This window comes from Haloplanus sp. HW8-1 (assembly GCF_023703795.1).
GTDB classification, from domain to species: domain Archaea; phylum Halobacteriota; class Halobacteria; order Halobacteriales; family Haloferacaceae; genus Haloplanus; species Haloplanus pelagicus.
Window position 1 is genome coordinate 2240135 of the sequence record NZ_CP098518.1, and the last position, 18850, is coordinate 2258984.

An 18850-nucleotide genomic window follows, 5' to 3' on the forward strand; every position below is an offset into this window, starting at 1 on the left:
TTCCGACCGACGTGGCGTCCGTTTTCACAGCTCCGGTTTGACGGTCAGGACCGTCCCGACGACACCTAGGACCGCACCGAACGCCGCCGCCAGAACGAGGAGCTTCATCTCCCCGACGGTGACCTGAAGCAGTCGTTCTCCCATCGTCGCTTCGGCGTAGATGACGGCTGCCCCCGCGAACAGTCCCCCGAACGCACCGAGGTGAACGCGACGCTCCATGAACATGAAGACGCCGAGTACGAGCGCGACGCCGATGACGGTGTTGAGTGCGAGTACGCCGGCCGACAACCAGTGGACAGGTGCCATGATTCGCTTTCCCTCGACGTTCAGACTCATTGTCCATATCCAGTGACTTAAACTTTCCTCCTTTCCGGAGTCGATCTATTTCTCCTTGTTGGAGATAACTCTCCGAAACCCGTCGGGAGAAACACTTTAATGCGTCGGGTGACTCACACGTGAACGAGCGTGACCGACAGTGACCAGAGCCGCTGAGAGCGCGGATCCGGGCCCCGATTGCGCGCGTGGCGCCTCGTACACACACACGGGACCCCCTCCACGGCGATGACCGACGATACCGAGTACCTGTACGTCGTCGATTACGCGGACGATGCCGAGCGAAAGCGTGTGGAGTACCTGTTCAACAACTGGTCGGGCGGGCGGATCGACCGACCCGAGGGGGTGGTTCGACTCGCCTCCGACGTCGATCACGAGCAGGTTTACGAACGGCTCATTTCGAAGGTTCCCGAGGAGCAAGTCCGGGCCTACCGGCTGGAGGAGGACCGTGCCGAGGTGTCGCCGGCGACGCGGACCGTCGAACTGACGGTGCCGGCGAAGGCCGACGCAGTCGAGACGTTCGTACAGTACATGCTCTCGAAAAGGAAGGCGGTGCTCCAGTCGGCGACGCACAACGAGTACGAGATGTACACGAAGAAGGGTCGAGCGACGACCACGTACGAACTCGACGACGAGGGCAACGGAAGCGGAACGACAGTACGACTCCGGATCACGGGCTACTCGGACGCCCCGGCGTTCCTGGCGGAGTTCTTCGAGACCGAACTGACGGATTACGCGGCGAGTCAGCGGAGTTGATCACGTATGAGCAACTGCAAAGAGCGATTCAGGGATCTCACACACACGAAGGATCGGATTCTGAACGAGGACGTGGCCGCGCTCAAGCGGCAGTCGGAGCGTGCCCGCATCGAACGGTACAACGAACTCAAGGCCGACGAGGAGTCGTTCGTCTTCGAGTTCACTGCGGACTGTCCGGACTTTTTCACTGGCGCCGAGGAGGATCGCGTCCGTAGCGAGTTCCGCCTCGCCCGGCTGCTGGTGGCGGCGAGCTTCTACGACGACGGCAGCCTTCCGGCCGCGATGGACGGTGACTTCGTCGACGCCGAACTGCAGGCGGTCGTCGACTTCGACCGCTACAAACAGTTCGACGCGCTCTCCGAGGAACAGATCGCCACCCGCGTCCGCCGGATGGAGGGGGAGGTGTACGAACTCGTAACCGAGTACACCGCTACACAGCTCACCGACCTGGACGAACTGCTCGACGATCCTGCCGTCCAGCGCGACGTGATGGAGCGTCTGCTCGAACGCTACGAGGAGCGCCGCGAGAAGATCCGCCGGGGCTTTTTTGTCTACGTCGAGAACCAGGGACTGGTTCACACCGTCGAGACCATCGAGGAGGCGATCCGGGCCGTCGGCTCCGCGGAGGCCGAGCGCGAGCGCGTCCGGTCCGAACTGGAGGCCGGGCTGGAGGAACTGTACGACCGGCTCGAAGGAGACCTGCAGGGCGAGTTCCGCGAACTCGAAGCCGACCTGCTCGAACTGGAGGCGACCGGCGCCGGCGAGGATCTCCCGACCGTCGCGGGGCGGCTCGACCGATGTGCCGATCGACGGGGAGCGGCCACGGCGGAACTCGACGCCCGGATCGACCAGGTGAAGGGCCTCCAAGCCGACCTGCAGGACCAGGTGTCGAACCTCGAATCGGTCCGCGAGGAGACGAAAGACGCCGCTCGCGAGGCCGTCCGGGAGGAGGCGTCGGCGCTCCTCGAGGACGAACTGTCGGACCTCCACGAGCAACACGAGCGGTTGGAGGCGGAGGTCGGTCGCCTCGAACGCGAACGGGAGCAGTTGGCCACGGCGAACGAACGGCTCGAGGAGAAACAGGCCGATCTGGAGGCGGCCGTCGCCGGGGTCGACGACCCCGACGCCGGTGACGACGTGGTGACGACCTCGATGGCTCGGCTGTTCGAGATGGACTATCTGGGACGATTCGACATCTCGATGCACGAGACCGAGGTCATCCACACGCCGGAGGGGATCCGCGAGATTTCCGAGGGGTATTGGGAGGACCGAAGCGAGCGACGGACCGACCACGCCCGGCTGCTCGACCTCCTTCCCGACGACGAGGATCCGGAGCGATACCCCCACAACCGGTGTGCGCGGTACGAGATCACCGACGAGCGGTATCTCGGCCTGTCGCGTGACTTGGAACTGGTCGTCGAGGCACAGGTCGTCAGCAACCTCGACGCCCACACCCGCAACGGCTTCGACGCCGCCCCCGCCGACGTGGACCGCCTACTCGACGTGGTCAACTCGGTCGTCTACGAGGCCGAGCGCGAGGGATACCACTACCTCTTGGCCGTGGCGTCGCCGACCGGGTGGTCCGAGCGGTCCCGACGACAGGTCGCCGGCGGGGACGACGGCGGCGGGAGTCGGTTCAGCCGTCGGCTGAGTCTCTGCCTGGTCGACCTCCAGACGGGCGACCTGTACTACGACGAGAACGACCCAGTGGTCGCCGATAACGCCGCCCTGTTCGAACCGCCAGTGGTCGCCGAGCGGGTCGCCGCCTGCACGGAACACGTTCGCGATACATACGTCGACGACGTGACGACCGACTCCGTTACCATCGACGACGTCCTCGAAGCGGGGTTCGATCCCCACGTCGTCAAGCGGTCGTTCAACGAACTGGCCGCCGAGGGGACCGGCGAGCAGTTCTACCTCGACGAGTTCGGGCTGACGCTGGATCTCGACTGATTCGGATCGCTGTACGTCGGTTCTGGCTGTCGGCGACGGGGGCGGCGACAGTCGGGACACGGGCCCAACGATCGGTGTGACCTGCGATCCCAGCCCCCGAGTCAACAGGTAGTTAACGACCGGCGGCCTGGTCCCGATATGGACGCCGCGCTGGTCATCCTCGACGGGTGGGGGCTCGACGGGCCAGGCCGGAACGCCGTTTCGGCCGCCGATACGCCGACGTTCGACCGCTTTCTCGCGACGGGTGCCTCCGGGACCCTCGATGTGTCCGGCCGTCGGGTCGGCCTCCCCGACGGACAGATGGGTAACAGTGAGGTCGGCCACCTCAACATCGGCGCCGGCCGTGTCGTCACCCAGCCGCTCGCCCGCATCGACGACGCTATCGAACGTGACTCGACCGTCGACCGACCGGACGCTGCCGACCCCACCGACGACGGCTCCTTCTTCGAGAACGACGCCCTCCTCGGTGCCGTCGACCACGTCCAGTCGACCGGCGGCCGGCTACACCTGATGGGTCTCGCCAGCGCCGGCGGGATCCACTCCCACCAGCGACACCTCCACGCCCTGATCGAGTTCGCGGCCCGGAACGACGTCGAGGCGGTCACACACGCCTTCACCGACGGGCGCGACACGCCGCCGACGGCCGGTATCGACGCACTTGCCGACCTAGAGGCCGCCGCCTCCGACCACGGGACCGGCGACGTGGCGACCGTGATCGGCCGGTACTACGCGATGGATCGGGACGAGAACTGGGAACGCACGAAACGCGCGTACGACGCCATCGTCGCCCGCGAGGCCGACCACGAGGCGCCGACCGCGGTCGACGCCGTCGAAGCCGCCTACGACCGCGGCGAGACCGACGAGTTCGTCGAGCCGACGCTGATCGACGGCGAATCCCCGCTCCGCGACGGCGACGCCGTCGTCTTCGCCAACTTCCGTGCGGACCGCGCCCGGCAACTCGTGCGGATGCTCACGAACTTCGATCCGACGTGGGCCACGGCCGTCGATCCCCCCGAGATCCACCTCGTCACGATGACGTCCTACGACGAGCGCTTCGAGTTTCCCGTCGCCTTCCCGCCGATCGACCTTGCGGACACGCTCGGCGAGGCGCTCGCCCGCGCCGGCAAGACGCAGTTGCGGATCGCCGAGTCAGAGAAGTACGCCCACGTCACCTACTTCCTCAACGGCGGCCGCGAGGTGGAGTTCGAGGGCGAGCGACGACGGATCATCGAGAGTCCGGACGTGCCGACCTACGACGAGCGACCGGAGATGAGCGCCGCCGCCGTCACCGACGCCGCCGTCGACGACATCGAGCGAACCGATCCCGACGTCCTCGTCCTGAACTACGCCAACCCGGACATGGTCGGCCACACGGGCGACTTCGAGGCGGCCGTCGTGGCCGTCGAGGCGGTGGACGCTCAGTTGTCTCGGTTGACCGAGGCGCTTCACGCCGCCGGCGCTCACGTCCTCGTCACCGCCGACCACGGCAACGCCGACGACATGGGGACGGCCGACGACCCCCACACTGCCCACACCTCCAACCCGGTGCCGTTCGTCTATCTCGCACCGGGCAACGACTCCGCCGGTGGTCGGCGGGTACGGGCCGACGGCTCCCTGTGTGACGTGGCGCCGACCCTGCTCGAACTCGTCGGCGTCGAACGGCCGGCGGCGATGACCGGCAGATCCCTCCTCGACTAGCTCGCGACCAGCCGGTACACCGGACCGGCGAAAGCGAGGGTGGCGATGATAGCCGTCCCGAAGACGACCAGCGGATCCATCGCCGCCGAGAGCGACGCCGTCCGCAACGTGGCAACGGAGTCGCCCGCGATCACGCCCGCCGCGACCCACGGCACCTCGCCGATCGCGGTTCCGAGCGCGAACGCCCGGGCGGGGACGCCAGCGACACCAGCCCCCGCGGACACCACGTCGGAGGGGAGCGGCAGGAGGCGACTCCCGGCGACGCTCCGGAGGTCGCCCGTCTCGGCGACCAGCCGTTCGCCGGCGGCCGCCACCCGACCGTCGCTCGCCCCCCGGCCCGCCAGCCAGTACGGAGGAAGACTCGTCACGACCACGAGTCCGAGTGCAAGCGGGAACCCCGCGAGGCCCAGTCCGTACCCCGCGGCGACGGCCAGCAGCGTCGTCGGCCACGCGAACAGCGGGCGGACGACGGCGACGCCGACGAGCGCGACCGTCAGGCGGAGCGGGTCACTGGCCACCCACGACACCCGGCCGAGCACCCACGACGGCGAACTCGCCCAGGCCAGGACGGCCACGGCACAGAGCAGTGCCGCTCCGGCGCCGAGCCGCGCGCGACGGTCCATACCGGTCGGTCGTCGTCTTTCCCCAAACTCGTTGTCCTTCCGTGTCGAGACGTTCTTGACGGGGGGTGCCGAACGAGAGCGTGTGACCGACGAGGCCGACCGGATCGACGAGCGCGTCGAACTTGCGCTTGACCTGCTCGCCAACCTCGAACGCGAGACCCTGCCGCTCCCGGACGTCGTCGACCGCATCGAGACGGTGACCACCGATCCGACGCTCGTCCGCCGGATTCTCGACGAGGCCGAACTCCGCGGACTCGTCGACCGCGAGGACGGCCGGATTCGGGTCCGACGTGGGAGCTACATCAGTTTCGAGAGCGAGGTCGTCGCCCGCGAGGGCGACTTCGACTGCCGGCGCTGTGGCGCGACCATCTCTACTGGTCACTTCGTCAAGTTCGAGACGGACGAACTCGGTCCGTTCGGCTCTTCCTGTGTCCGGACGGTACTCGGCCGCGAGTAGCTACCGGCCCTGCCGGAGTTCCTCGATCAGTTGCTGGATGGTCCGTTGTTGCCGTTCCAGACGCTCGTTCTGTGCTTCGACGGCCTCCCGGAGGTCCGCGAGTTCGCGAGCCACTGCCGGGTCGTCGACGACCCCGGCCGATCGAAAGCCGGAGTCGCCGAACCCCTCCTCACGCCCCGTCTCGTCGGGGGACGTATCTCCATTTGCACGCGGGCCCGAGCGGTCGGCCGTTCGATCCTCCGTCGCCGTCTCGCGGTCGTTCGCACCGAGCGGGGCCGGACCCTCGCCGAACGACACCGTGTCGTCCGCTCCGGTTTCGGCGTCCGCCCGCCCTTCCTCGTCGTCCTCGGCGGTGATCGCCCGCAGCGCATCGAGGTCATCGACGCCATGATGCGCACACACGGCATCTGTGAGTCCTTCCCGAAGCGCACGAGCCTGATCGTTCGGTGTCTTGAACCGCTCCTGCCGGCCGCCGACCGTGATGACGACCGACGTCGCGACGCTTCCCTCCTCGAAGTCGAGGTCGGTCACGTCGTCGAAGTGGTACTCGTCGTACTCCTCGTCCCAGACGGCTTCGCCGATGTGACGCACCAGCCGCGCACTCGTGACGACGATCGTGAGTTCGCTGAACCGGTAGGTCTGTTTCACCGTCTCCCCCGAGTCGGTCACGTCACGGGCGTTCAACACGCCCGCGAGGACGGGGTGGATCACCTGATCGAGTTGGTTGGTCGGGACCGAGAACGTACGCTCGCCGTCGAGTCCGTAGTCGAGCGTGATCGTGGCCTTCCGTCGCCCTTCGGACACCCCGACGCGTTCGGCGCCATGAGGGAACTCCTCGACCGCTTCGTCGGAGAGGAGGCCCTCCGCCCGGTAGACGAGCGTCCGCGTCGGCGTCACGAGGAGCATGTCCTCGCCGCCGAGTCCGACGCGGGCCGCCACGGACTCGCCGTCGAGGCTGGACTGGACGGTCTCCGGCAAACTCATGGACGGAGTGTCCCCGCCGCGGATGATAATACTGCCGGCTGTCAGTCGTCGACGGTACGCGCCGTTCGGGGGCTACATCCCTCGAGACGGGGACGGCTGGCAGTACGAACCCGGGAGGTGGACCGATATGGGAAGCTTCAAGGGGTGGATTTCCCTACGGAGTACTGCGCCCGGGTGGCTTAGCTGGACATAGCGCCGCACTCATAGGGTATTCGAGCTTCGGTGCGGATACACCTCGGCCTTGGAAGCCTCCGCCTCCCTCGGGGCCCGCCGAGCCTCGTACCTGGGACATGCGGAGATCGTGGGTTCGGAGCCCACCCCGGGCATTCTCGACGTCTACCACGTTCTCCCAGCGCCGACGCCGTCCGACATCGGACGAATAGTGAATATCATGCACTTCTGGGGAAGATAGTGGTAAAACGTTATCGATCAAACCGTTACTGACTATATTCTGGGGGCCATTGGCGATATTAGACGACGAATATGCAACTCGAAATCGGTCTCAGAGACCTGTTTCACCTGCTCTCGCCCGTCGGCTGCCTGGTGGAAGCGCTGTCGACCGCCCTGCTGTTCACCGCGATCGCCGGCTGTGCGCTGGCGGCCCTGCCGTAACCGCTCGGTCCCTCATCCCTGCCGCCAGATCGCCTTCCCGTCGCCCCCGGGGAACGACGTCGCGAGCGACACCGTGAGATCGCCGACTTCCGTTCCCGACGGGACGGAGTAGATCAGTTCGCCGATCCGGCCGGCGCGACCGTCCAGTTCCCCGTCTTCGTACGGCCTGGTGCTGATCTCCTGGTGCTGGGGACGGCGCTCGCCGCCGACCTCGACGGTGAACGCCGAGGCCGGCGGCACGGGACGTGGCTCCTGCAAGCGATTTCGCACGTTGACCTCCAACACCAGCCACTGATCCCCGTCGGTCGGCGTGACCGGATCGGGGGTTGCCGTCCCGTCGTCCCACCCCGTGTACGCCGACTCGAACGAGCCTCCGGTGACCGCGATCAGCAGTCCCGTCGGCGTCGCGTAGTCCTCGCCGAACCCGAGGCGTTCCGGCTCGGTCCCGATCGACCACGTCTCGTCGAAGGCCACGAGTCGGAAACCGTAGGTCGTCAGATACCGCGGCACGATCTCCGGGCTTCGCCACCGGCCGGTCTCGCCCGCCGCGAGCGACATCTCCACCGTCCCGCCCTCGGTCCACTCCCCGTCGCCGAGTCGCGTCTCCAGAACCGAGGTGAACGTCCCCCGTCCCGCGCCCACGTTCTCGACGCCAACGGTGAACCGAGTCGGGGTGTTCAGCGCCACCGTGTCCGGCGCCTCGACGCCGCGGAACGCGAACTCGGCTTTCCCGGAGTCGGTCGGCGTGGTCGTGGGTGTGGAAGTGCTCGTCGCCGTCCGTTCGCCGTCGCCGGTCGAACAGCCCGCGAGGGCGGCCATTCCGACGGTCGAGAGGAGCGCTCGGCGTCGCATACGCTCGATCCACGGGGCTGAAATAAAGGCCCCCCGGTTCCGTGCCGGACCGATCCTCGCCGCTTCGACCGTCGATCGTTTCTCAACACCGGTCTGTGTACGTCTGACACACACACGACAGGACCACAAAACATATACCAGACTTGGGTAAAGAATTGGCCGTACCCCTACCGGTGGCTGGCGCGACGCCAGGCCACGAACCGACACGAAAGAGGGCCGACCTCGGGACTGTCACTGCGAACACAACAACGCAAAAATGACAGACTATAACAACAAAGCTCGCGCGGTCGTTCTCGCGGCGCTCATGGTGTTCAGCGTCTTCGCTGGCACTGTGGCCTTCTCGGGGACAGCTGCTGCGAGTGCTATTGCAGCGTCAACTGGTGTCACATCGGCACCGGACGTGACAACTGGCCAAACTAGTGTAGATCAGACAATCACATTCAACATTACCGTTGAGAACGGTACCTCTGGAACTGCGACCGTCGATGTCACCGATGTCACTGACGACGGGGCATCCATCAACAGTGCTAGTGCCACCGTTACTGCCCAGAACAACTCTGGTTCGGTAAGTGTCACTGGCGCAGCGGAAACATCCACCGCCGGTAATGTCGATGTTGACCTGTCGCATGACGGTAGCGCCGGCGCAAATACCGAAGTCACAGTCGACCTCACGATCGACTGGGATACTGAAGGCGTCACGCCGACTTCGGGGAGTGCACTAACCGCTTCCGTCTCGCCGACGGGCGGGAGCTCGAACACCTTCGATCTCGTTGCTCCCTCGCAGTCGGGAACTCGGGCTAACCCCGCATCTGGCGGCGGTGACGTCTACAACGGCTCGACCGTCTTCCAGGGCGAGGAAGGCATCACGTTCGTGGACGAGAACGGCAACACGATCAACTCCCTGACTGGCACGAGCGGTGACGCCGAGGGTCAGACCCTCACCATCCCGATCGACCAGGATCAGGCCACCGGTCAGTACCACAACGGCGATCCGGACACGCCCTTCCGTCAGGGCGTCTACGGCGTGACGGTCCTGCGACCGGACATCACCAACTTCGAGGTCCTCAACTCGAACCGCGAGGACATCGCCGGTGGGTCCGTCCCGCAGGGCGACTCCACGACGGGCGCCGGTAACCTCACGGTCGTCGCGACCTACAACTACGAGGAAGCCGAAGACCTCGAACTCACCGTCGAGAACGACGACGGTCTCGACGTGACTGGTGACGCCCTGACGGGCGGCAGTACTCCGATCCAGCAAGGCTACACCAACAACGGCGACGTCTCCTGGAACGTGGACCTCTCGGACCTCAACACCGGGACGTTCACGATGGAGATCGCCGGTAGCGACGACCTCGACTTCGGCAGCGCCGCCGAATCGACGACCGTCACCGTCACCGGTGACGACGACGTCACCCTCGACCTCGAATCCGACGAAGTCACGCGCGGTGAAGACGTGACCTACACGATCCGTGGTTCGAACGCCGGCGACACGCACGTCGTCGCCATCAGCGAGCAGGAGTTCCGCGACGGCGTCTCCTCCAGCGACGCTGCGAAGATCTTCCGCAGTGTCGGTGACGTCCAGTACGACGACTACACGACCGCCACGAGCGGTAACAACTACGCGTGGGCGGTCGTTCAGATCGACGACGGCACCGGTGTCGGCGTCGGTCAGGTCGATACGAGCTTCCTCGACACGACCGACGTCGACGTCGACCTCTACGGCGCGTCGTCGATCGACCTCACGTCCAAGTCAACGGCTGGCTCGGACGCGGTCACTACGATCGACAACAACCAGCCCGAGGACGACCCCTCGCTCACGGTCAACGAGGGGACGGTCTCGGTCGACACGCCCGGCAACACCTACGTTGTCGGTAGCGAGATAGACATCAACGGCTCGGCCTCCGAAGGCGTCGACGACGTCGCCTTCTACGTCCGCCGTCAGGGTGACTACCAGATCCTCGACCTGAACGGTGATTCTGCCGGTACCCAGGATACCCTCAGCGTCGACGCGGACAACACCTTCGAGAAGGAAGACGTCGATCTGAGTGCCGGAGACAGTAACGGGAACGACCTCCTGTCCCAGCCCGGCACGTACCGCTTCGGCGTCATCGACGCCGCTGACGTGAACGGCACGTCGGGCACCACCCAGTCGATCAACGTCTCGGCGTTCAATACGGGCACGAGCAACCAGAAGTCCATCCGTGTGACTGACACGGAGCTCAGTGTCACCTACCAGAGCGTCGGCGGTGCCGTCTCGACCGACGACCGCGTCATCAACGTGACGGGGACGTCGCTCGGGTCGGGTACGGTCGCGTTCCTGTTCGTCGACGAGCGTGGTAACGTCGCCTACAGCGAGGTTAGCACGGACGACGACAACACGTTCGAAGAGGACGAGCTCAACATCGACGGGACGTCCGCGTCGAGCAACAACCTCGCGGAAGGGCAGGTCAGCGTCCACGCGCTGACGGCCGGCCGCGACGGCACGTTCGGCGACGGTGAGATCCCGGGCTCCTCGTCAGGCAACGACGCCTACCAGAACCTCTCGAGCTTCGTCGGCGAACTCAACAGTCAGTCGCTGACGGGCGACCAGGTGCGGTCGCGCGTCCTCGACCAGACGACCGAGGCAGTTGCGAGCGACGACCGCATGGTCACCTCGCAGTTCCGCCTCGCTGACTCGCAGTCGACGATCGGTTCGGTCTACCCCGAAGGCATGGAAGCCTCGGGTGTCAACCCGGTCGGTGTCGACGACACGATGGTCGTCGAAGGATCGACCAACCTCCGTCCGGACGACAACGCGATCACCGTGGAACTCATGACCACCGACGGCAGCTCGGTGGCCCTGTCGACCACGGACGAGTGGTCCTACGACGGGACCTGGATGGTCTCGCTCGAGCTGGACGACGTCCAGACGGGCACCTACGACCTCGAAGCCGACGACAGCTACAACACTGACGTCGTCGAGGTAGAGATCGTCCAGAACGTCCAGACGGCGACGCCGGAACCGACGGAGACGCCGGAACCGACGCCGACTGAGACGGCGACGCCCGAGCCGACTGCAACGGCGACGCCGGAACCGACTGCGACGTCGACGCCCGAGCCGACCGACACGCCGACGCCCACCGAGGGCGGCGGTCCCGGCTTCGGTGCGATCGTCGCGGTCATCGCGCTGCTCGCGGCTGCGCTGCTCGCGACCCGGCGCGACAACTAACGACCACGACTGACCGCCGAAAGCGGTCACGCGATTGCGGTTTCATTTTTTGGAGACACCGATCCCGTAGCGACGGTGATCGTACCCACGACTCCGGAGCCGTGGCTGTGTCGCTACTCTATCCGGCGGCGGGTCCGGGACGGACCGCGCCGACGGCCTCGTCGCTCCAGGACACGCGAGAACGAAAACCGCGGCCCCGAACGACGACGGCGGTGTCGCGTTCGAACTGGGGTGCCAGTTGGGTGGGTGGGGGGATGTGGGCCGCGGTCACGAAGTCGTTGTGGGTCCCACCTGTTAAGTGTATGGGTGATGACACGCTCGCGCCGGCGAGTAGCCGAGCGCAATCACTAAACGCGCTTCGCCCCTTCGCCCGGTAATGAGCGATTGGACGGAGACGTACCGACCGTCGACGCTGTCGGCCGTCCGGGGGAACGACAAGGCCCGCGACGCCCTGGCCGAGTGGGCGGAAACCTGGGACGACCACCGGGAAGCGGTCGTCGTCCACGGGAATCCCGGAGTGGGGAAGACTTCGGCAGCCCACGCGCTGGCGGCCGACATGGGCTGGGAGACGGTCGAACTCAACGCGTCGGATCAGCGCACGGCCGACGTGATCGAGCGGTTCGCCGGTCGGGCGGCGAAAAACGCGACGCTCGCCGGGTCGACCGGTGGTGCGGGCGACGGTCGACAGTTGGTGATCCTCGACGAGGCCGACAACGTCCACGGGAACTACGACCGCGGCGGCGCCAGCGCCATCACCCGGGTGGTGAAGGACGCCGACCAGCCGATCGTCCTCATCGCCAACGACTACTACGACATGAGTCGTGGGTTGCGCGACGCCTGTCGGGAGATCGAATTCCGTGACGTGTCCGCACGCTCCATCGTGCCGGTCCTGCGGGATATCTGTCGCCGGGAGGACGTCGAGTACGAGGCCGACGCCCTCGAACGGATCGCCGAGGTGAACGACGGGGACCTCAGGTCGGCGGTCAACGACCTCCAGGCGGCCGCCGAGGACGACCGTCGTCTGACCGTCGACGACGTCGTGACTGGTGACCGCGACCGGAGCCTGGGCGTCTTTCCGTTTCTCGATGCCGTGCTGAAAGAGGAGTCGGCCGAGGAGTCGATCGGATCGGCGTACCGGGTCGACGAGACGCCCGACGACCTGACGAAGTGGGTCGCCGAGAACGTCCCGAAGGTGTACGAGGATGCCGAACTCGCCCGGGCGTACGACAGCCTCGCGGACGCCGACCGCTGGTTGGGTCGGGTGCGCGCCAGCCAGGAGTACGGTTACTGGCGGTACGCGACCGACGCCCTCGCGGGCGGGGTGGCTGCCGCTCGGGACGGCACCAAGGGTGGGTGGACGCGCTTCTCCCGTCCGCAGTTCTGGCCCTCGTCGGACGCGACGGCCGACGAGGTGGTCCGCAAGATCGCCGAGCGGGGTGGCTTCAGTATGGCGACCGCCCGTCGCGAGGTCCTCCCCTTTCTCGCGGCGATGACACACCACTGCAAGCCCCGCGACCGCACGGTAGCGATGACCGCGTACTACGACTTCGACGCCGAGGCGGTGTCGTTCGTGACGGGCAGTGGCGAGACGACGAACAAGGTCGAATCGATCGTCGAGGACGCGGCGGAGCGCCGGGCGGCGGCGATGGAGGACAACTCGGAGGCGTTCGGCGGTGATCGCGAGCGTGTCGGCGAGACGGCGGTGACGGGGGCAAGCGACGGATCGCCCGACGCCTCAGAGGGCGACGGGACGGCCGACGCCACGACGACGGACGACCCGGATGCCGACGAGGGCGACGCCGACGGGACGGCCGACGACGGCCAGGCTGGGCTCTCCGATTTCATGTGACGACACTTTTTGTCCTCCCGCGGTGTGGGGTGGGGCATGCGCGCTGCAGTCCTCCGGGAGCACGGCGAACCGCTGTCCATCACCGACGTCGACCGACCGGAGCCCGCACCCCACGGCATCGTCGTCGCCGTCGACGCCTGTGGGGTCTGTCGGAGCGACTGGCACGCCTGGCAGGGCCACGGCGAGTGGGTCGGTGACCGGGTGACCGACGGACAGATCCTCGGCCACGAACCCGCCGGTCGGGTCGTCGCCGTCGGCGACCGCGTGGATCGTCTCGTCGAGGGCGACCGTGTCGCGGTCCCCTTCAACCTCGGCGACGGCTCATGCCCCCAGTGTCTGGGCGGCCACGGCAACGTCTGCGAGGACGGCCTCGCACTGGGCTTCCAGCAGGAGGCCCAGGGCGCCTTCGCGGAGGAAGTCCACGTCCCCCACGCCGACTACAACGCGATGGCGCTCCCCGACGACGTCTCCGCCCGCGACATGGCGGCGCTCGGCTGCCGGTTCATGACTGCGTTCCACGCGCTGACTGCCCGCGGCGAGGTGGGTGCGGGCGACTGGGTCGCCGTCCACGGCTGTGGCGGCGTGGGTCTCTCGACGGTCCACATCGCCGACGCACTCGGTGCCCGGGTCGTCGCCGTCGACATTCGAGATACGGCGCTCGATCTCGCCACGGATCTCGGCGCCGACGCCGTGGTGAACGCCGACGGCCGCTCGGGTCGCGAGGTGACCGGCGAGGTGCGTGCGGCCACCGACGGCGGCGCACACGTCTCGGTTGACGCGCTCGGCGTCGCCGAGACGTGCCGAAACTCGGTGTTCTCGCTGCGACGCCGCGGCACCCACGTTCAGGTGGGGCTGACGACCGACGAGGAGCGCGGCGAGGTGTCACTCCCCGTCGAGCGCATGGCGATGATGGAGGCGGATTTCAGGGGCGCCCGCGGGATGCCGCCGACGCGGTACGACGAACTGCTCCGCCTTTTGGAGTCGGACGCCATCGACCCCGGTCGGCTGGTTCGCCGTGAGGTGTCGCTCGACGAGGTGCCCGAGCGGCTTGCGGCGATGACCGACTACGAGACGACGGGCGTGGAAGTCGTCACGGAGTTCGCGTAGCGCCCACGCCGACGATCAGTCGCCGTTGGGGGAGACGACCGAACCGGTTCGGCCGTCGTTCCGTGCCCGCCGGGCGAGTAGCGCCGCGACGACGACGACGGCCGCCGAGAGGACGAAGAGGGCGGCGTTGACGACGCGGACGGTCGGCGTATAGAAGACCAGGTCGCGGCCGAGGAGCATCCCCGCAAAGAGGAGCGCGAGGGCGGTGCCGGTGACGAACCGCAGGTGGGCAACGGTGGTGGCTGCGAGCCACCGGGTCGCGGCGAGGAGGGCGGCGACGCCGACGAGTGCCGCACCGTAGAAGAGCGCCTGCGCGCCCGGTGAGTAGGGAATCGGGGTGAAGACCCGACTGAGGAAGACGCTCACGACGATAGCGGCGAGGGCGACGCCGAGCGCCTGCCGGATTCGGGAGCGCGTCGGGCCACACTGGCTCCGTGCGGACAGCGTCGTCCAGACGAGCAGCGAGAAGATGGAGAGCGCGACGACGAGGTGGGCACCCTGCGTCGGTGCGGAGTACCCGGCGGGCAGAAGGCCATTGAGCGTGACGGTTACGGCGCCGATACTGATCTGGAGCGGCAGGAGGCAGACTGCGAGCGTCGCCGCGATTCGTGTCCGTCGGCCGGGCCGCCGCCACGACCAGAGCGCGGTTCCGAGGATGAACCATCCGGTAACCATGGCGACGAGTCGGTGGAACCACTCGATGAAGCTCGGAATCGTCTGCGGGAGCAGCCCATTGTCACAGAGCGGCCACTGTGCCGAGCAGGCCAGCCCCGAGCCGGTCGCGGCGGTGTAGATGCCGAGCATGACGAGCGAGAGCGTCAGCCCCGTCGTGAACGCGGCGAAGCGGGGGAAGGTGATCGCGCCCCGAATGGATCGGCTCATGCGCGCGTCTCGGGGCCACGCGCACTTAGGCCTGTCCGACCGTCCTCACGGGCTGGGAACGGCCGGTCGTCCCACCCGTTGGGGACGAGCGGAGACGATCCGATCGATTCGACGATCGACGAATTCGATAATCGACGTCCCACGGATAGATTTTTATTCACACCACCTGTGGTCGCGGTCATGGGACTCGACGACGACGCCAGGGAGTACCATCGACAGGACCCTCCCGGGAAGATCGAGATTTCGACGACGAAACCGACGAACACACAGCGGGATCTGAGCCTCGCGTACTCCCCCGGCGTGGCGGCGCCCTGTTCGGACATCGACGAGGATTCCGACCTCGCCTACGAGTACACGTCCAAGGGGAACCTCGTGGGCGTCATCTCCAACGGGTCGGCCGTCCTCGGCCTGGGTAACATCGGCGCGCAGGCGTCGAAACCCGTCATGGAGGGGAAAGGCGTCCTCTTCAAACGGTTCGCGGACATCGACGTGTTCGACATCGAACTCGACTTCGACGACCCGGCGGATATCATCAGATCGACCCGGGCGATGGAGCCGACGTTCGGGGGTATCAACCTAGAGGACATCAAGGCACCCGACTGCTTCGAGATCGAGGAGCGTCTCCGCGAGGAGATGTCCATCCCAGTCTTCCACGACGACCAGCACGGGACTGCCATCATCACCGGTGCTGGCCTCCTGAACGCCGCGGACATCCTCGACAAGGAACTCGAAGACCTCCACGTGACCATCTCCGGTGCCGGTGCGAGCGCCATCGCGACCGCGGCGTTTTACGTCTCGCTGGGCGTCCAACGCGAGAACGTGACGATGTGTGACTCCTCGGGGATCATCACGACCGACCGCGCCGACGCCGGCGAGGTCAACGACTACAAGGCGCGGTTCGCAAGCGACCGTCCCGCGGGTGATCTCGCCGACGCTATGGTGGACGCCGACGTCTTCGTCGGCCTCTCGGTCGGCGGCATCGTCAGCCAGGAGATGGTGCGTTCGATGGCGGACAACCCCATCATCTTCGCGATGGCCAACCCCGAACCAGAGATCGACTACTACGACGCCAAGGAGGCGCGTGAGGACACCGTCATCGTCGGCACCGGGCGCTCGGATTTCCCCAACCAGGTCAACAACGTCCTCGGATTCCCGTTCATCTTCCGGGGGGCTCTCGACGTGCGTGCGACCGAGATCAACGAGGAGATGAAGGTCGCGGCGGCTCGCGCCCTCGCGGACCTCGCGCGCAAGGACGTCCCCGACTCGGTCGTGAAGGCCTACGGCGACCAGCCACTCCAGTTCGGCCCCGAGTACATCCTGCCCAAACCGGTCGACCCGCGCGTGATGTTCGAGGTGGCGCCGGCGGTCGCTCAGGCGGCCATCGAGAGCGATGCCGCCCGGAAATCCCTCGACCTCAGCACCTACCGCGAGGAACTCGAAGCCCGCCTCGGCAAGTCCCGCGAGATGATGCGGGTCGTCCTCAACAAGGCCAAGACCGATCCCAAACGGGTTGTCCTCGCGGAGGGGACCGACGAGAAGATGATCCGCGCCGCCTACCAGATCACCGAACAGGGGATCGCCCACCCGGTTCTCATCGGCGACCGCGAGGAAATCTGGACCGCGATGGATGATCTCGGCCTCGATTTCGACCCCGAAATCGTCGATCCCGCCGCGGACGAACTCGACGCGTACGCGGATCGACTGTACGAACTCCGCAAGCGTAAGGGGATCACCCGACGCGAGGCGAACGAACTCGTCCGAGACGGCAACTACCTCGGCAGCGTGATGGTCGAAGTCGGCGACGCCGACGCGATGCTGACCGGGCTGATGCATCACTACCCGTCGGCACTACGGCCGCCGTTGCAGGTGATCGGGACCGCCGAGGACGCGGAGTACGCGGCCGGCGTCTACATGCTCACGTTCAAGAATCGCGTGATCTTCGTCGCCGACGCCACGGTGAACCAGGATCCCGGTGCGGACGAACTCGCAGAGATCGGCCGTCACACGGGCGAACTCGCCCGTCGGTTCAACGTCGAACCGCGCGCCGCCATGCTCTCGTACTCGAATTTCGGAAGCGTGGACAACCCGGGAACGCGCAAGCCCCGACGGGCCGCCGAGTTGCTGCGTGAGGACCCCGCGGTGGACTTCCCGGTCGACGGGGAGATGCAGGCCGACACCGCCGTCGTCGACGACATCCTCGAAGGCACGTACGACTTCGCGGAGTTGACGAATCCGGCGAACGTGCTGATCTTCCCGAACCTCGAAGCCGGAAACATCGGCTACAAGCTCCTCCAACGGCTCGGCGGGGCGGACGCCATCGGCCCGATGCTCGTGGGCATGGACAAGCCCGTCCACGTCCTCCAGCGCGGCGACGAGGTGAAGGACATCGTCAACCTCGCGGGCGTCGCCGTCGTCGACGCTCAGGAACGCGACGAGTAACGCGGTCCTCCCCGTTTTGGGGGCGGCGGCGCTCGATCCGTTGACGCTGCCGGCCCGAGACTCGTCGCGCCGTGACGGTGCTCAGTCGCCGGCTCGACGCTCGGCTCGCGAGGGTGGCGGAATCTCGCTTTCCGTCCCGCTCCTGCACCTGCTTCCAGCCCCGTCTCGGTCGCCGGCATCCGGGATCACACACCGATCCTTGCGGTGGTTGACGTGGGCGTACTGCCTGGGTTTGTTGGCGAGGGGGTGGGCGGGGTTGACTCGACTGTCGATCCGTGCCGCCCGGAGCTCGTCGAAGTCGGCGATGCGGGCGCGGATTCCTCGCCAGTGGTACTCGCTGTGTGTCGGCACGTCGACCGGGTGGGTCGGCTTCCAGTCGGGATGGTCGGTCGCGAGAGTCGCGTGGTTGACGTTCGCGGCGAGGTCGTCGTGATCGACGAGAACACCGATCTGTGATCCCGACGGCGCCCGGGCCGCGAGGACGTCGAGACCCAGGTGGAGCGCCCGATACTCGGCGACGTTGTTGTCGGGTGGCGTGTCGGCAAGCGAGAGCCGTGCCACCCGCCGTCCGTCGCGCGTCTCGATGACCGCCCCGAGCCCCCCGCCGTCGGCCCGATAGGAGCCGTCGGTGGCGACGTAGAAGTGCCGATGGTGGGTGCGCGGCGGATGCGCAATGTGGGGCGTGGGCGAGTCGTCGAACAAGTCCCGGAGCGTCGAACGGCCGTGAACGGCCATACACTGCCTTTGCAGTCGGGTCACTTAAACGTACGGCGCCGAGGGACCCGCGACGGGTCCGATCAGTCGGCGTTGACCGGACCGTGGTCGGCCGCCGACCTGCCCGACCGCGTCCCGTCGGCGACGACCGGACCGTTGACGAACAGCGCGTGGCCGACGACCAGTGCCGCGACCGCCGCCCCGACGGGGATCGCGGCCATAGGGTCGACGCCGGCGGCACGGAGTGCCCCGGTGATGCCTACGAGCGCTACGGGAACGAGGCCGAGTACGTAGTCGTAGTAGTTGGGCATATGTCCGATCAGTTTGACACTATTCGCGGGCGTCACATAATTCTTTCGCGTAGGTGTTCGAAATCCACGGCA

Annotated in this window: 16 protein-coding genes and 1 tRNA gene; 10 read left to right on the forward strand and 7 right to left on the reverse strand. The window is 66.8% G+C overall.

The features are described 5' to 3' along the window. Window positions 1-24: 24 nt before the first annotated feature. Window positions 25-336, reverse strand: coding sequence for a hypothetical protein (locus NBT82_RS11915; protein WP_251328338.1), 312 nt, complete (start codon window positions 334-336; stop codon window positions 25-27). A 225-nt stretch (window positions 337-561) separates the two neighbouring features. Between NBT82_RS11915 and NBT82_RS11920 the strand changes: the two genes are divergently transcribed. The 3 genes from NBT82_RS11920 to gpmI all read left to right on the forward strand — a co-directional run bounded on the left by NBT82_RS11920 (window position 562) and on the right by gpmI (window position 4740). Next, the gene (locus NBT82_RS11920) at window positions 562-1089 is read left to right on the forward strand and encodes a hypothetical protein (RefSeq protein WP_251328339.1); all 528 of its coding nucleotides are present in this window, start codon (window positions 562-564) and stop codon (window positions 1087-1089) included. Window positions 1090-1095: 6 nt separating this feature from the next. Next, window positions 1096-3042 carry a hypothetical protein gene (locus NBT82_RS11925; protein WP_251328340.1) on the forward strand — a complete coding sequence of 649 codons (1947 nt, stop codon included), beginning with the start codon at window positions 1096-1098 and terminating at the stop codon, window positions 3040-3042. A 138-nt stretch (window positions 3043-3180) separates the two neighbouring features. After that, the gene (gene gpmI / locus NBT82_RS11930) at window positions 3181-4740 is read left to right on the forward strand and encodes a 2,3-bisphosphoglycerate-independent phosphoglycerate mutase (RefSeq protein WP_251328341.1); all 1560 of its coding nucleotides are present in this window, start codon (window positions 3181-3183) and stop codon (window positions 4738-4740) included. On the opposite strand, the gene NBT82_RS11935 is transcribed toward gpmI, so the two are convergent. Further along, on the reverse strand, window positions 4737-5363 hold the full coding sequence (locus NBT82_RS11935; protein ID WP_251328342.1) for a TVP38/TMEM64 family protein: 627 nt from the start codon (window positions 5361-5363) through the stop codon (window positions 4737-4739). The genes gpmI and NBT82_RS11935 overlap by 4 nt on opposite strands. An 82-nt stretch (window positions 5364-5445) precedes the next feature. Between NBT82_RS11935 and NBT82_RS11940 the strand changes: the two genes are divergently transcribed. Further along, entirely contained in the window at window positions 5446-5820 is a 375-nt protein-coding gene (locus NBT82_RS11940; RefSeq protein WP_251328343.1) for a DUF5830 family protein, read from the forward strand. Here the strand turns inward: NBT82_RS11940 and NBT82_RS11945 are convergent, their stop codons facing one another. Next, on the reverse strand, window positions 5821-6804 hold the full coding sequence (locus tag NBT82_RS11945) for a DUF7115 domain-containing protein (RefSeq protein ID WP_251328344.1): 984 nt from the start codon (window positions 6802-6804) through the stop codon (window positions 5821-5823). A 168-nt stretch (window positions 6805-6972) separates the two neighbouring features. Here NBT82_RS11945 and NBT82_RS11950 point away from each other — a divergent pair. Beyond that, window positions 6973-7130, forward strand: a tRNA-Met gene (locus tag NBT82_RS11950). Window positions 7131-7287: 157 nt separating this feature from the next. Further along, complete coding sequence (locus tag NBT82_RS20035; RefSeq protein WP_256476560.1) at window positions 7288-7416, forward strand: hypothetical protein; 129 nt, start codon at window positions 7288-7290, stop codon at window positions 7414-7416. Between the two features lie 12 nt (window positions 7417-7428). On the opposite strand, the gene NBT82_RS11955 is transcribed toward NBT82_RS20035, so the two are convergent. After that, window positions 7429-8268, reverse strand: a complete 840-nt coding sequence (locus NBT82_RS11955; RefSeq protein WP_251328345.1) for a hypothetical protein — start codon at window positions 8266-8268, stop codon at window positions 7429-7431. Window positions 8269-8524: 256 nt separating this feature from the next. Here NBT82_RS11955 and csg point away from each other — a divergent pair, with 256 nt between their 5' ends. From csg to NBT82_RS11970, 3 genes are all read left to right on the forward strand, one after another. Beyond that, window positions 8525-11476 (forward strand): HVO_2072 family ArtA-dependent S-layer glycoprotein, encoded by a 2952-nt coding sequence (gene csg / locus NBT82_RS11960; RefSeq protein WP_425601752.1) that lies wholly within the window; start codon window positions 8525-8527, stop codon window positions 11474-11476. Window positions 11477-11852: 376 nt separating this feature from the next. Beyond that, window positions 11853-13325 carry a replication factor C large subunit gene (locus NBT82_RS11965; protein ID WP_251328347.1) on the forward strand — a complete coding sequence of 491 codons (1473 nt, stop codon included), beginning with the start codon at window positions 11853-11855 and terminating at the stop codon, window positions 13323-13325. Between the two features lie 36 nt (window positions 13326-13361). Continuing rightward, the gene (locus NBT82_RS11970; protein WP_251328348.1) at window positions 13362-14432 is read left to right on the forward strand and encodes a zinc-dependent alcohol dehydrogenase family protein; all 1071 of its coding nucleotides are present in this window, start codon (window positions 13362-13364) and stop codon (window positions 14430-14432) included. A gap of 15 nt (window positions 14433-14447) precedes the next feature. On the opposite strand, the gene NBT82_RS11975 is transcribed toward NBT82_RS11970, so the two are convergent. After that, on the reverse strand, window positions 14448-15314 hold the full coding sequence (locus tag NBT82_RS11975) for a COX15/CtaA family protein (protein ID WP_251328349.1): 867 nt from the start codon (window positions 15312-15314) through the stop codon (window positions 14448-14450). 180 nt (window positions 15315-15494) lie between these two features. Between NBT82_RS11975 and NBT82_RS11980 the strand changes: the two genes are divergently transcribed. After that, on the forward strand, window positions 15495-17753 hold the full coding sequence (locus NBT82_RS11980) for an NADP-dependent malic enzyme (RefSeq protein ID WP_251328350.1): 2259 nt from the start codon (window positions 15495-15497) through the stop codon (window positions 17751-17753). 81 nt (window positions 17754-17834) lie between these two features. Here NBT82_RS11980 and NBT82_RS11985 read toward each other — a convergent pair whose 3' ends face one another. Next, window positions 17835-18488: a ribonuclease H family protein gene (locus NBT82_RS11985; protein WP_251328351.1), complete on the reverse strand. Its 654-nt coding sequence runs from the start codon at window positions 18486-18488 to the stop codon at window positions 17835-17837. 62 nt (window positions 18489-18550) lie between these two features. Next, window positions 18551-18778, reverse strand: a complete 228-nt coding sequence (locus tag NBT82_RS11990; RefSeq protein ID WP_251328352.1) for a DUF8015 family protein — start codon at window positions 18776-18778, stop codon at window positions 18551-18553. Window positions 18779-18850: the final 72 nt, after the last annotated feature.